Source organism: Flagellimonas okinawensis (assembly GCF_029194005.1).
Classification (GTDB): Bacteria; Bacteroidota; Bacteroidia; order Flavobacteriales; family Flavobacteriaceae; genus Flagellimonas; species Flagellimonas okinawensis.
Map to the genome: position 1 here is coordinate 144,017 of NZ_JARFVA010000003.1, position 13,918 is coordinate 157,934.

Annotated in this window: 12 protein-coding genes and 1 tRNA gene; 4 read left to right on the plus strand and 9 right to left on the minus strand. The window is 41.5% G+C overall.

The genetic code is table 11. The features are described from left to right. Nucleotides 1-9: 9 nt before the first annotated feature. The 6 genes from ccoG to PY091_RS10220 form a co-directional block, all read right to left on the minus strand. The gene (gene ccoG / locus PY091_RS10195; RefSeq protein WP_275649564.1) at nt 10-1,419 is read right to left on the minus strand and encodes a cytochrome c oxidase accessory protein CcoG; all 1,410 of its coding nucleotides are present in this window, start codon (nt 1,417-1,419) and stop codon (nt 10-12) included. Between the two features lie 50 nt (nt 1,420-1,469). Next, the gene (locus PY091_RS10200) at nt 1,470-2,444 is read right to left on the minus strand and encodes a cbb3-type cytochrome c oxidase N-terminal domain-containing protein (RefSeq protein ID WP_275649565.1); all 975 of its coding nucleotides are present in this window, start codon (nt 2,442-2,444) and stop codon (nt 1,470-1,472) included. Between the two features lie 4 nt (nt 2,445-2,448). Next, complete coding sequence (locus PY091_RS10205; protein ID WP_119607564.1) at nt 2,449-2,637, minus strand: CcoQ/FixQ family Cbb3-type cytochrome c oxidase assembly chaperone; 189 nt, start codon at nt 2,635-2,637, stop codon at nt 2,449-2,451. 2 nt (nt 2,638-2,639) lie between these two features. Further along, a complete protein-coding gene (ccoN, locus tag PY091_RS10210) occupies nt 2,640-4,847 on the minus strand; it encodes a cytochrome-c oxidase, cbb3-type subunit I (RefSeq protein WP_275649566.1) in 2,208 nt (735 codons plus the stop codon). 2 nt (nt 4,848-4,849) lie between these two features. Further along, nucleotides 4,850-5,059, minus strand: coding sequence for a cbb3-type cytochrome oxidase assembly protein CcoS (gene ccoS / locus PY091_RS10215; RefSeq protein WP_275649567.1), 210 nt, complete (start codon nt 5,057-5,059; stop codon nt 4,850-4,852). 69 nt (nt 5,060-5,128) lie between these two features. Next, complete coding sequence (locus PY091_RS10220; RefSeq protein ID WP_275649568.1) at nt 5,129-7,504, minus strand: heavy metal translocating P-type ATPase; 2,376 nt, start codon at nt 7,502-7,504, stop codon at nt 5,129-5,131. Nucleotides 7,505-7,680: 176 nt separating this feature from the next. Here PY091_RS10220 and PY091_RS10225 point away from each other — a divergent pair, with 176 nt between their 5' ends. The 3 genes from PY091_RS10225 to PY091_RS10235 all read left to right on the plus strand — a co-directional run bounded on the left by PY091_RS10225 (nt 7,681) and on the right by PY091_RS10235 (nt 10,301). After that, a complete protein-coding gene (locus PY091_RS10225; RefSeq protein ID WP_275649569.1) occupies nt 7,681-8,316 on the plus strand; it encodes a Crp/Fnr family transcriptional regulator in 636 nt (211 codons plus the stop codon). Between the two features lie 81 nt (nt 8,317-8,397). After that, nucleotides 8,398-9,303: a universal stress protein gene (locus tag PY091_RS10230; RefSeq protein ID WP_275649570.1), complete on the plus strand. Its 906-nt coding sequence runs from the start codon at nt 8,398-8,400 to the stop codon at nt 9,301-9,303. 62 nt (nt 9,304-9,365) lie between these two features. Then, nucleotides 9,366-10,301: a pyridoxal-phosphate dependent enzyme gene (locus PY091_RS10235; RefSeq protein WP_275649571.1), complete on the plus strand. Its 936-nt coding sequence runs from the start codon at nt 9,366-9,368 to the stop codon at nt 10,299-10,301. Here PY091_RS10235 and PY091_RS10240 read toward each other — a convergent pair. Both PY091_RS10240 and PY091_RS10245 read right to left on the minus strand, forming a co-directional pair. Beyond that, complete coding sequence (locus PY091_RS10240; RefSeq protein ID WP_275649572.1) at nt 10,298-11,761, minus strand: sensor histidine kinase; 1,464 nt, start codon at nt 11,759-11,761, stop codon at nt 10,298-10,300. The genes PY091_RS10235 and PY091_RS10240 overlap by 4 nt on opposite strands. Nucleotides 11,762-11,836: 75 nt before the next feature. Continuing rightward, nucleotides 11,837-12,226, minus strand: coding sequence for a response regulator (locus PY091_RS10245; RefSeq protein ID WP_275649573.1), 390 nt, complete (start codon nt 12,224-12,226; stop codon nt 11,837-11,839). A gap of 719 nt (nt 12,227-12,945) precedes the next feature. Here PY091_RS10245 and PY091_RS10250 point away from each other — a divergent pair. Beyond that, nucleotides 12,946-13,707 (plus strand): SOS response-associated peptidase, encoded by a 762-nt coding sequence (locus tag PY091_RS10250; RefSeq protein ID WP_275649574.1) that lies wholly within the window; start codon nt 12,946-12,948, stop codon nt 13,705-13,707. 61 nt (nt 13,708-13,768) lie between these two features. On the opposite strand, the gene PY091_RS10255 is transcribed toward PY091_RS10250, so the two are convergent. Beyond that, nucleotides 13,769-13,850, minus strand: a tRNA-Leu gene (locus PY091_RS10255). Nucleotides 13,851-13,918: the final 68 nt, after the last annotated feature.

Consider the following 13,918-nt stretch of genomic DNA (forward strand, 5'->3'; position numbering starts at 1 on the left):
TCAGTGTTTTTAATTATAACTCCTCGGTGCCAAAAACTGTGTCACCGTGGTCTCTATGAGTTTATCACCACTGTAAACCCCAATCTTCAATTTATCCTTGTCACCATTCAATGCCGAAGCGTTTATTTCGATGAACAATGTTCCCTCGGCCAATTCCTCGGCAGGAACTGTGAACTTATCCTGTGACACCATTTTTATCTCTCCTTTGTGAGACATGAGCTCAAAAGACACATTTTCAATATCCTTTGTGGTCTTGTTCACCAATTTATAGGTATACACATTACTTATAATGTTGTTTTCCTTACGCTCGTACAACTGCCCAGGTAACCGAAGTACGTTTGCCTCGACTTCGTTTCTCATAAACAACATCCCTATCAAAATACCGATCAATACCACCAATACTGCGGAATACCCTTTCATACGGGCAGTAAACTTGAACTTGTTCTTGTTGGTAATCTCATCTTCGCTGGCGTATCTGATCAAGCCTTTGGGTTTGTTGATACTGTCCATGATATGATCGCACTCGTCTATACAGGCCGTACAGTTGACGCATTCCAATTGTGTTCCGTTACGGATGTCGATACCGGTAGGACAGACATTCACACATTGCAGGCAATCAATACAGTCACCATGTCCAAGAGCTTCACGGTCTTCATTCTTTCTAAACTTTTTTCGGCCATTTTCTCCTTCACCACGTTTATGATCGTAGGCGACCACAATGGATTTATCATCCAGAAGCACCCCTTGCAACCTTCCGTAAGGGCAAGCAATAATACATACTTGTTCCCTGAACCACGCAAAGATGAAGTAAAACACTGCGGTAAAAATCAACAATGGTACCATGGTGCTCAAGTGCGCCATTGGTCCATCCGTGATGTACGCGATCAATTGATCGCTACCGATCAGGTAAGCCAAAAAAACATTGGCGATAAAAAAGGAGATGATAAAGAAGATAATCCACTTTAAAACCCTTTTTCGAATTTTGGTACCATTCCATGGCGACTTGGCCAGCCGCATTTGGGCACCCCTGTCACCGTCTATCCAATACTCAATGCGTCGGAAGACCATTTCCAGAAATATGGTCTGGGGGCACATCCAGCCGCAGAAAATCCGTCCGTAGGCTACCGTGAACAGTGCAATGAATATTACACCAATGATCATGGATATTACGACTAAATGGAAATCTTGTGGCCAGAAAGGAAATCCAAAAATATTGAATCGCCTATCCAGTACATTGAACATCAAAAATTGGTGCCCGTTGATTTTGACAAAGGGAGCTGCTATCAAAAAAATCAGCAGAAAGTAACTTACGTACTTTCGGTAATCATAATACCTTCCGCTGGGTTTTTTTGGATAAATAAAGTTCCTTTTGCCTTCTTCTGTGATTGTGCCTATGGAATCCCTAAAATTCTCTTCCATCGCATTTGTGGTTTATGGATAAATATTTATCACCAAAGTGTCCAAAAGGACTAGTTCATGGCGACTTCTGTGGAATCTGTTACCTGTTCCATTTCCGCCGGGGCGGTTTCCTCGGTTTCAGACTCTGTTCCATTGGTTTCTTCCGGGGCATCTGGGTCTACCCAGATTTCACCTTCAGGATCCTTTGGATTGGCCGGTGTTGTGCCGCCCAAGGTAATCACGTAACTGGCAACCTGAGCCATTTCGGCTGGCTTCAAGGTTTGTTTCCATGCAATCATCCCCTTGCCATCACGACCACCTTCGGAAATTGTGGTAAAGATATTTTTGATACCTCCACCCAATATCCAATGGTTGTCTGTAAGGTTAGGGCCAATTCCACCACCGCCATCTGCCATGTGACAAGCAACGCAGTTAGCTTGGAAAATCTTTTCGCCGGCCGCCAAATCAGATTCATCTGATAGAAATTCTACTGTACTGGCATCCACCAAGTCCTTTGCTGTTTTTTTATACTCTTCGATTGCTAATTGGGCTGCGGCAACTTCTTGTTCGTATTCCAATTTTTGATCGTATTCCCCAATTACATGGAAACGCACCAGATATACTACTGCAAATACAATGGTAGCATAGAACAGGTACACCCACCACGGAGGCAACACATTGTCCAGTTCTCGGATGCCATCATAATTGTGGTCCAGGACAATCTCACCTTCCCGCTCAATGGAGCGGCTCTTGGTGAGTTTCTTCATGAGGTTTTTGGCCCATGTCCATTCAAACTTCTTGCTTTTGGCTTCCAAGTAGCGTTCCTTTCCTTCTTCTGAAAGGGTTTGGAACATAATATTTTCGATAGAAGCTAATATCAATTCTATGGCAATCAAGATCATCAAAACCAACAGCATAAAAAACTGTGTGATGGGATATTCTATGATTGCGGGTTTGTCACCAGAGTCTATAAAGTATTCCATTAATCCGAAGATCAAAAAGAATAAAACTGGGACTCGTATCCACCAAGGTGTTCTTGTACTCATAATGTTATAGTTTGTTTTGTTGATCTTCGTTATCCAATGGTAGTTCGGACATCTCCCTTATGTGTTCCTTGGTAGCGGTAAAGACCCACCAGAATAACAATACGAAAAACACAAAGAAGATTAACAGGGAAACCATGGGATAGTTGGCTATCCCATCAATGGTTTCCATATGTTCTTTTACAAATTTCAACATGGTTATTTGTTTTGAGATATGGTTTCTTCAGTTCCTTCAATCTTAATATCGGTACCCAATCTTTGTAGATAAGCAATCAAGGATACGATTTCACGATCACGCATTTCCACAAATTCCAATCCGTTTTCCTCAGCATATTTTTTATCCGCCTCGTAGGTTTTTGCGAACTCAGGATCCGTGTAAAGGTTCTTTTCGATTTGCTCTGCTTGCTCGGCCATAGATTGGGGAGCATTGGCAATATCTTCTTCGGTATACGGAACACCGAGTTTTACCATGGTTTCCATTTTGGCCTGTACATCGCTACGATCATGCTCATCTGTTACCAACCATTCATAGGATGGCATAATAGAGCCCGCAGATGTACTTTGCGGATCGTACATATGGTTCAAGTGCCAGTTATCTGAGTACTTGCCTCCCACACGCAACAAATCGGGACCGGTACGTTTACTTCCCCAAAGGAATGGGTGATCATAAACAAACTCCCCTGCTTTGGCATATTCACCATAACGCTCCACCTCGCTACGGAACGGTCTGATCATTTGAGAGTGGCAGCTTACACAGCCCTCCCTGATATATAGGTCACGACCTTCCAGCTCCAAAGGAGTATATGGTTTAACACTTGTTATGGTAGGAATGTTCGATTTCACCAGTATTGTTGGTACAATTTGTACAATACCACCAATCAAAATGGCCACGGTAGCCAAGATGGTCAACTGAACAGGTTTTCTTTCCAACCAGTTATGGAAGGTTTCTCCAGCCACTCTTCTTTTAGCAACACGTTCCAATGCTGGAGCTTCTGCGGCTTCATCTTCCACTTTACTACCAGACCTTATGGTTCTTAATACGTTATACAGTAGCACGAACATACCCAATATGTACAGTGACCCTCCAATGGCCCTCATCCAGTACATTGGAATAATTTGGGTTACGGTTTCCAAGAAGTTACCGTACACCAAGGTACCATCTGGGTTGAATTCTTTCCACATCAACGCCTGGGTAAATCCGGCAACGTACATCGGAAGGGCATAAAGTACAATACCCAAGGTTCCAATCCAGAAGTGGAAATTAGCTAAACCTTTGGAGTGCAGTTCTGTTTTGAACATTCGTGGCACCAACCAATAGATCATACCAAATGTCAAGAAACCATTCCAAGCCAATGCACCAACGTGCACGTGTGCAATGATCCAGTCACTAAAGTGAGCAATGGCATTTACGTTTTTCAGGGAAAGCATAGGACCTTCGAAGGTGGCCATACCATAACCGGTAATAGCAACCACCATGAATTTTAACGTGGCATCACTTCTTACTTTATCCCACACTCCACGAAGTGTCAACAGACCATTGATCATACCACCCCAAGATGGTGCGATCAACATCACGGAGAACACCACACCTAAGTTCTGTGCCCAGTCCGGTAGTGCTGAATACAACAAATGGTGAGGACCTGCCCAGATATAGATGAATATCAACGACCAGAAGTGGACGATGGAAAGTCTATAGGAATAAATGGGTCGGTTGGCCGCTTTTGGAACAAAGTAGTACATCAATCCCAAGAACGGTGTGGTCAAGAAAAACGCCACCGCATTGTGACCGTACCACCATTGTACCAAGGCATCCTGAACACCTGCATAAACAGAATAACTCTTGAGTCCTGTCAATGAAACTGGCAGCTCCAAGCTATTAAAAATGTGCAATACGGCAACGGTAACAAAAGTTGCCAAATAAAACCAAATTGCAACGTAAAGGTGCCTCTGCCTTCTTTTTAAGATCGTACCGATCATGTTCCATCCAAATACTACCCAGACAACGGCAATGGCCAAGTCAATGGGCCATTCCAATTCTGCATACTCTTTGGATGTTGTGTATCCCAACGGCAAGGTCAACGCAGCAGCGACAATGATCAATTGCCAACCCCAGAAGTTGATGTTGCTCAGGGCATCACTGAACATTCTTGCTTTTAGCAAGCGTTGCAGAGAGTAATATACCCCCGCAAAAATGGCATTACCCACAAATGCAAAGATCACGGCGTTGGTATGCAATGGTCGTAAACGCCCAAAACTAAGCCATGAAATACCCTCTGTAACATTGGGGAACAAAAACATAAAGGCCAACAAAAGGCCTACTGCCATACCCACCACGCCCCATAAAATGGTAGCGTATAAGAACTTTTGCACGATTTTGTTATCGTAGCGGAACTGTTGTATTTCCATATTTATTGGTTTGTACTTTTAGTTTGTTTGATTTCCTTTTTATTTAGGTTTGATTTATCCACGTCTTTGACCACCTCATCTTCGAACAGCATTCTTACCGAAGGGGTATAGGTATCATCGTATTGTCCGCTTTTTACCGAAAAAACAAAGGCTACAAAAAAGACCACGGCCACCGTTATGCTTATGGCCAACAACACATAAATAACACTCATACCTGCCTGAATTTGGGGGTAAAACTACTGTGATGGTATTCTTCAAAAAATGACATATGTCAGCTTTATTTAATTTTTTAAATCTTTTCCAATAAAGTTTGTTGCCAAGGTTGTGAACACTACTATACTGATGGAACTCAATGGCATCAAAATAGCAGCTATTACTGGTTGCAATTGACCTGTGACCGCAAAATACAAGCCCACGATATTATAACAGAGGGACAACAAAAAACTCATTTTAATTATACGCATGGACCTATTGGACAGTTTGATAAACCTAGGGAGCATCCTCAGCTTGCTCGCATCCAAAATTCCATCACAGGCCGGCGAAAACACGTTGATGTTCTCCGACACTGCCAATCCAACATCACTCTGGGCCAGCGCACCTGCATCGTTCAAGCCATCGCCGACCATCAATACTTTATGCTCTTGCTGTAGGGCTTTAATGTATTCCAGCTTATCTTCTGGTTTTTGGTCAAATAGCATCCTTGTCTTTGCTGGCAGTACTTTTTGGAGCTGTTCCTTTTCTCCGTCATTATCGCCTGAAAGGATACCAAGTTCCAAATGATCTGACATTTCATCAAATATTTCACGCATCCCTTCGCGATAGGTGTTTTTGAATACAAACCTGCCCTTCACATCTTCATCGGCACTGACGTATACCGTGGTATTGGTAATCGAACTGCCCTGGTTTTCGCCGACATAAGAGGCCGAACCCACCTTTATGGAGTGGTGGTTATATTTTCCTTCAATGCCTTGACCTGTATGCTCCTGAAATTCTTCAAGCGTCATTATGGCATTGGATTTTAGAATATTGTACAATGATCTGCTCAAAGGGTGGTTGGAGGCTCTCAAGGTCGTCTTTAGGAGCGCTGTTTCCTCATCCGTGAGTTCCATCCCTTCATAGTGGATGGTATCTTTTTGACTGGTGGTGAGCGTACCCGTTTTATCAAAAATTGCCGTATCGATTTTAGACAGACGTTCGATTACATTGGCATTTTTTAGGTAGAATTTATGCTTGCCAAAAATTCGCAACATATTGCCCAACGTAAACGGAGCTGCCAATGCAATGGCACAAGGACAAGCGATGATCAATACCGATGTGAATACATTGAGTGCCAAACCAGGGTCGGTCAACAGCCAAAAAACGGTAGCCAATGTGGCAATGCTCAATACCGCTATTGTAAATCGTTTACCAATACTATCGGTGAGGGTCTGGAATTGGCTGGCCTTGTCTTTTGAGAATACGGAGTTGCCCCACAGTTGTGTGAGATAACTTTGCGAAACGGATTTCAACACCTCTACTTCCAAAACCCCAGAGAGTTGTTTGCCTCCGGCAAAAAGCTTTTCGCCTGACTCCTTAAAGACCGGTTCCGACTCGCCGGTCACGAAACTATAGTCGATTTCCGCCGTTCCCTTGATAAGTATACAATCAACCGGAATGATCTCGTGACTGCGGATCAGGACCCTGTCCCCTACCTCAATATTATAGATTTGAACATTCTCTTCACCTCCATTTTTATTTAGCCGGGTTACCGCTATCGGAAAATAGGATTTGTAATCCCTTTCAAAAGAGAGGTAAGCGTAAGTTTTTTGTTGGAAGAATTTCCCTAAGAGGAGGAAAAATACCAAACCGGTGAGACTATCAAAAAAACCCGACCCCAAATCGAAAACAATATCGAATGTACTCCTTAAAAAGAGTACCAGAATTCCCAAGGCTATCGGCACATCAATATTCAATAATTTGGAACGGATGCCTTTATATGCGGATATAAAATAGTCCTGAGCTGCATAAAACACCACAGGAATGGAAAAAGCGAACATCAACCAACGAAAAACGTGCTTGTATTGGTCCAACCAAAATTCTTCTACCTCAAAATATTCCGGGAAGGAGAACAACATCACATTACCAAAGGCAAATCCGGCAACACCCAACTTATAAATTAGGGAGCGGTCTACATTTTTTCCTTTTTTGGTGTATTCCTCCAAAGAGATATAGGGCTCGTATCCTATACTTCCCAATAAAAGCACCAGGGCCTTGAGTGAAAAATCCTCTGTTTTATAAGTGACCCGAATTGTTTTTTTGGGGAAATCTACTTGGGAAACCGTAATGGCCGAATGCAACTTGTTCAAATTTTCCAGCACCCATATACAAGAACTGCAATGTATGGTAGGAATACTTAGACTTACGACCTGAACTCCTTCTTCATTGAACTCCACCAACTGCCCTACAATTTCTTGGTTGTCCAAAAAATCGTACTTCTGTCTAATTTCGTTTGGCGTGGTTCCCGCTTTTCCCTCTATTTCGTAATAGGTGGAAAGGCCGTTGGATGTAAAAATCTCGTAAACGGTCTTGCAACCATTACAGCAAAATTCTTTGTCATCAAACTTTACTCCGTTGTTACCACACTCGTCTCCACAATGAAAACATGTCGAGTCTGCCATTTCACATTTGCTTTACCTGATGCAAATTTGTAATACTCTTCTTCTTAAAAATATGATATTTATCAGTAAATTGTGCTTGTTTATCAACTATTTTTGTTGAATCAGGTAAACTAATCATTATTATGGAAAGCAGGTGTGAAAATTGTATAATCAGGCAGTTCAATTCTTTACGTGCCATGAGCAAAGAGGAGTTGAAGAAAGTATCCGACTCCAAAACCACCAAAACCATAAAAAAAGGGGAGCCCATTTTTGAAGAGGGCGACAAACTCAATGGTGTATATTGTGTTAGGAACGGAATTTCCAAACTTTCCAAGCTTAGTGCGAACGGCAAGGACCAAATTGTAAAATTGGCCAGTAAAGGAGAAGTTCTGGGACAACGCTCCGTTATTTCCCAAGAGAGCACCAATTTATCCGCCATAGCCGTAGATGACATGGAAGTCTGTTTTATTCCCAAGGAAAGTATTACGAACACCCTGCAAAAAAACCCAAACTTTACTTTGGAAGTATTGCGCCATATGGCACATGACCTAAAAGAGGCAGACGATGTTATTGTAAACATTTCCCAAAAGACTGTAAAACAACGTATGGCAGAAGCTTTTCTTTATCTAAAGAACAACTTTGGCGAAGATGCCGATGGCTTTTTGGCTCTAACCCTTTCCAGGGAAGATATTTCCAATGTAGTGGGCACGGCGACCGAATCAGCGATTCGAATTATTTCAGAATTTAAAAAGAAAGGATTGATCCATACTTCAGGCAAAAAAATCGGTATAAAAGACGAGCGAAAACTGCTTGAAATGGTCGAGGGCTTTTAGTCCATTTTCCAAAAGCTGACAATTGTCATAGTATCCCCTGACCCATAGGTCTAATTTTATCGCATCGAAAATCTTAGTCCGATGCAAAAGATTCTAATACCTACGGATTTTTCGGAGAATGCATGGAATGCCATTGATTATGCCATGCAATTGTTCCGCAATAGGCGCTGTACATTTTATTTGCTCAACACCTATACACCTGTAATTCCAAGTAGCCGATTTATGGCTAAAATGATTGACGGAGTACGCATTGTTGATGCAGTAAGAGAGAATTCGGAACAGGGGCTGAGCCGCACTGTAGAGCGCATAAAAACCAAATACGGAAACCCGAACCATAGTTTTGAGACCATTTCCTCCTTTAATCTGTTGGTGGAAGAGGTAAAGGATATTGTGGACACCTTTGGCATCAATCTAGTTGTGACCGGTACGAAGGGAGCATCCGGTGTGGACGAGGTGTTTATGGGCAGCAATACCGTACGTATTATAAAATGTACAAAAAAATGCCCGATTTTGGCCATACCATACCACTTTGAGTATGTGACCCCCACAGAAATTGCTTTTGCCACGGATTTTAATCGATTTTATACCACTTCGGAACTCACCCCACTGCTGGAAATGGCAAAAATGTTCAATGCTACCATACGTATAGTTCATGTACAATATGGTATAAAAGCTTTGACGGAGTTACAGCAATTCAACCTTAACATGTTAAGACGGTATTTAGGGGACGTGGAACACTATGTCCATACGGTATCCGAACTCAATTCGGTATCGCATACCCTAGAAACTTTTTCCAAAGAATTGGACATCCATTTATTGGCCATGTTGAACTATCAACACAGCTACATGGAGAAGATGACCCGCGAACCTATCATCAAACGGACAGCTTTCCACACACAAATTCCCTTATTGGTTATTCCGGAATTGGGCATGGAAGGAATTTCGCTGGAAGAAAAAGAAGAAGAAGAGGTCGAGTCGCACAATTAAACTTCCATTACTATCTTTAAACCGAGTTGGAAGTATCAATCCAACCGGTTAATGGATAATTTATGGACAAACAACAATTGCACGACTGCCATAATCGGATAAAACCCTTTATCCATAATACTCCCGTGCTCACCTCCAGACTCATTGATAAGATTTCCGGAGCACATCTTTTTTTCAAGTGCGAAAATTTTCAACGGATGGGGGCATTTAAGATGAGGGGTGCTGCCAATGCCATTATGCAACTTACGGATAAGGAGAAACAAAATGGTGTGGTCACCCATTCGTCGGGCAATTTTGCCCAGGCACTTTCCCTTTCCGCACAAAGTTTGGGGGTCAAAGCATATATTGTAATGCCAAGTTCAGCACCTAATGTAAAAAAGGAAGCCGTAAAGGGATATGGGGGCATGTTGATCGAGTGTGAACCCAACCTTAAGGCCAGGGAATTTGCATCACAACAAATTGTGCAAAAACATGGCGCCACTTTTATACACCCTTCCAATGACGACCAGGTTATTTTAGGACAAGGTACGGCATGCAAGGAGTTGCTGGAAGCACACCCTGAACTAGATCATGTGGTCACTCCGGTAGGTGGCGGTGGATTGATTGCAGGAACAGCGCTCTCGGCACTTTATTACGGCAAAAACTGTACAACCATTGGCGGTGAACCTATGGAGGTGGATGATGCATTCAGATCCTTGAAAAGTGGAAAAATCGAATCCAATACAACTACCAATACGATAGCAGATGGCTTAAAGACCCAATTGGGCGACAGAAACTTTCCCATTATCCAAGAACACGTGGAGGAAATTATAAGGGTGGAAGAAGAAGAAATCGTTTCTGCCATGCAGATTATATGGGGAAGGCTCAAAATTGTCTGCGAACCTTCGAGCGCCGTTGCTTTGGCAGCCGTTTTAAAAGCTAAGGAAAAATTTGCGGGCAAAAAAGTAGGGATTATTATATCCGGAGGAAATGTAGACTTGGGCAATCTACCGTTCTAAGTCAGCGCTGTTTTGGCAAAAGTGATGGTAAAAGTGGTTCCCACCCCCTTTTCACTGGTCACCTCTATTTTACCGTCCATGGCCTCTACTTGGGTTTTTACTAAATAAAGTCCAAATCCTTTGCCTTCGGTGGCACCGCTCAACCGTCCGTACATATCAAAAATCTTTCGCTCTTTTTCTGGTGTAAGCTCCATTCCGATGCCATTATCGGTAAATTTTAGGACAACAGAATCAATGCTTTGTTCAGAATTGACTTGAATGATAGGGGGGACATCTTCTTTGGAATAATTTATTGCATTGAGAATGAGGTTATAAAAAATATTGACCACGTAGCTTTTAGTGCCAAATATGGCCTCAGCCCCAGAAAAATCAGTATTTACTGTTGCTCGATTCTTGATGATCTCTTCAGAAAGCAATCCATCAACATCCTTCATAACATCTTTGAGTAATACCTCCCTGAACATTTCCTTGTCCGCTGATTTCAAAGACAAAGAAAGGTGAAGATCCTTAATGGTCTGATCCAAGGCCTCGGTGGTCAACTCAATCTTTTTAAGAATGTCATCGTTCATTTCATCCTTGCCCCATTCATAGATTTTAGACAGCATTAGAAGGTTGGAAATGGGTCCTCGAAGATTGTGGGAAATAATTCTTACAAAATTTTGAAGCTCGTGGTTCTGTTCCACGATCTGTTGATTTGCCAGCACATCCTTGGTAACATCCTGTGTGGTTCCAGACATACGGTACGGCATCCCATTTTCGTCGTAATAAGGCCGACCTTTTTGGTGCATGTACCGAATGGTCCCATTATCAAGAAGAACCCTGAAAACCATATCGTGTATTTTATTTTCCTTGATGCACCGGTCAACGTCGTCTATGAGAACTTGACGATCTTCTGGGTGAACAATTTTTACGGTAGCATCAAAAGTGGTATTAAATTCCCCCGGCTCTCTTTCGAACATTCTAAATAGCTGGTTCGACCATTGAATCTTATCCTCCCGTAGATCCCAGTTCCAATGTCCAAAATCTGTAATCTCCTGCGCTTCCCTATATCTTAACTGACTTTCCAGCAAGCGTTCCTTGTTTTCCTCTTCCCTAGTAATATCCTTTTGCCAAATACAGCAACCTTTAACATCACCCTCAGTGTCCATAAAAGGTTGAAAAGTGAATTCGTGCACATGAAGCCTACCGTTTTCATCATGTGTAAGCCTGGAAGTTGTGGGAAAGAGCTGTAAGGCCTGTTGACAGCCTTTATCACAGGGCCCAAAAAATTTCCCGGCTTTATAAACCTCTTTCAGGTCCATACCACGTTCCACCATGGTCCATCCGTCCTGCTCCATCCTTTTTTTAAAGGATAAATTAAAGGCGGTCAGCCGGTAGTTTTCATCCATTGCCCAAACAGCGTCCTCCCTATCTTCTACGATTTCAACCTTATTATGAATTAATACATGTTTATGCTGCACCGGTTAAAATTTATAAAAATTTCAATTTTTTCTATAGGGGGAAAGGATTTAAATAATATTATGTTTAAAGGTATTTTACTTGTTGGCACTTTGCAAATAGTCTTCCAAATGCTCTATCCTAAGAGGTTTGGTAATAAACTCCTTTACATACTTGGTATACTTGTCCGCTTCTTCCTTATCGGCCTCGGCCTCCGAAGAAGTTACCAAAAGTACCTCATTGGACTCGGGAAATTCTTCGAGCATCATGAATTCCAAAAACTCAAAACCACTCATTTCCGGCATATTGATATCCAATAAGATCAAAGTTTTTACTTTCGGGTCATCTCTGTACCTGAGATCGTCCAGAGCAAGTTCCGGGTTTGTAAAGCTTTTAACCCGATCTTCCATACCCATTCGTCTAAAGTGAATCGAATTAACGGTATTCACTAGGTCTTCGTCATCGACCAAATAAATTTCCTTGTACATAGTTCAGTTGTTGGCCTGTTAATTTAGTTTAGTTTCAGTTTGGTTCGACCAAAAAATTGACAAATATCAATATTTTGTATATCATACAACTGCAATTAATAGCATTTTATTGTAAAAAAAAACATTAAACAATAAAATCGGTATTAGGCAGAAATCGTAATCGGTCTCAACCTTAAAACACCTATTATTTATTGGTCTGATTGTCATAAATTTATGATTATTATTTCAATTTTAACAAAAAATCAACCTATTTTTTAATTTCTGTAATTTAATCACCAAACCATTTACATTTTATATGATCCAATAACATCGTTATGGGCAGAGCAACCACTATTAAAGTTGAACTTGCGGATTGTTATAATCGATCATCTTTCTAAATCCCTTAACTCCTATTGTTTCCGAAATTTGATGTTCACGACCTAAAATAACATCATTACTTACTGATTTTCTTTCACTTAAATTGCTTTTGACCAACAGGTATCATTAAAAACAATCTCAGATACAATGAAAAATTCAAGTGATATGAACAAAGTATCCCTTTGGGTTCATTCAAAATATAATAGCCAACAATGGGTTCATATTTGTTTAACGTTTTAGAAAACAAATATTTCAAATTTCAGTATATACGTAAATAACACCTACGTGAATCTGTCAACTTCCTTTTACTATTGTTTGGCGAAACTGGAATAACTATCTTAATACCAACAACAACCTCAACTATGTGCTATGATGTCAATGCACAGCTTAGCGCCCAATTAAAAAGGGCCTTAAGAGATGGCAATGAACAAATGATTAAGGAAATTAAGGAGCGAATGGTCCGGGACACCGATTTGCCGCTTTTTCATGTTTCCGGATTTCAACATCCAAAAATGTTCATCTACACCTCGGAAAGTCCCAATGTACCCGTTGTTTCCCAATGGGGACTTATTCCTGATTGGGCACACGATAAAACAGAAATATGGAACAAGACTTTAAATGCTAGGGGCGAGACTATTTTTGAAAAAAACTCATTTAAAACGTCCGCAAAAGAAAAGCGCTGCATTATTTGTATTGATGGTTTCTACGAGCACCATCATCATGGGAAAGAAACCATACCCTACTATATCTCCAGAAAAGATAAAAAGCCCATTTCCTTGGCCGGGTTGTGGAATGAATGGTCCGACCCTGAAACCGGCGAAACACTACATACATTTTCCATAGTGACAACTGAGGGCAATTCAATGATGGGGGAAATACATAACAATCCCAAGCTCAAAGGACCAAGAATGCCCGTAATACTGCCCGATGAATTGGAGGATGAATGGTTAGCAGAATGTAAGGACATGCTGGACCAAAAGAAATTAGAGGAACTTTTAAAGCCTTATCCTCAAACAGAAATGACAGCACATACCGTTGGTAAACTTAGAGGGAAGCATGCAGTGGGCAACCAACCGGAGGCCACGGATTATTTTGAATATGAAGGGGTAAAGGAGGAATATTGATCGGGTTAAATAAAACCCAACGCAAATAAAAAAAGCTCCTCAGTACCTGAAGAGCTTCTTGTGCGGGTGAAGGGAGTCGAACCCCCACGCCTTGCGGCACTAGATCCTAAGTCTAGCGTGTCTACCAATTCCACCACACCCGCGAAATGGAGTGCAAATATAAATCAATTTTCCGATCTGCAAATACACTCCCTTTAAAAACTTGTTTTTT

What these genes read in the sequence shown, in the direction of transcription:
- ccoG (WP_275649564.1), bottom strand. Translation starts at nt 1,419, where the DNA reads ATGGAAGAGAATTTTAGGGATTCCATAGGCACAATCACAGAAGAAGGC.
- PY091_RS10200 (WP_275649565.1), bottom strand. Translation starts at nt 2,444, where the DNA reads ATGAGTACAAGAACACCTTGGTGGATACGAGTCCCAGTTTTATTCTTT.
- PY091_RS10205 (WP_119607564.1), bottom strand. Translation starts at nt 2,637, where the DNA reads ATGTTGAAATTTGTAAAAGAACATATGGAAACCATTGATGGGATAGCC.
- ccoN (WP_275649566.1), bottom strand. Translation starts at nt 4,847, where the DNA reads ATGGAAATACAACAGTTCCGCTACGATAACAAAATCGTGCAAAAGTTC.
- ccoS (WP_275649567.1), bottom strand. Translation starts at nt 5,059, where the DNA reads ATGAGTGTTATTTATGTGTTGTTGGCCATAAGCATAACGGTGGCCGTG.
- PY091_RS10220 (WP_275649568.1), bottom strand. Translation starts at nt 7,504, where the DNA reads ATGGCAGACTCGACATGTTTTCATTGTGGAGACGAGTGTGGTAACAAC.
- PY091_RS10225 (WP_275649569.1), top strand. Translation starts at nt 7,681, where the DNA reads ATGAGCAAAGAGGAGTTGAAGAAAGTATCCGACTCCAAAACCACCAAA.
- PY091_RS10230 (WP_275649570.1), top strand. Translation starts at nt 8,398, where the DNA reads ATGCAAAAGATTCTAATACCTACGGATTTTTCGGAGAATGCATGGAAT.
- PY091_RS10235 (WP_275649571.1), top strand. Translation starts at nt 9,366, where the DNA reads ATGGACAAACAACAATTGCACGACTGCCATAATCGGATAAAACCCTTT.
- PY091_RS10245 (WP_275649573.1), bottom strand. Translation starts at nt 12,226, where the DNA reads ATGTACAAGGAAATTTATTTGGTCGATGACGAAGACCTAGTGAATACC.
- PY091_RS10250 (WP_275649574.1), top strand. Translation starts at nt 12,946, where the DNA reads ATGTGCTATGATGTCAATGCACAGCTTAGCGCCCAATTAAAAAGGGCC.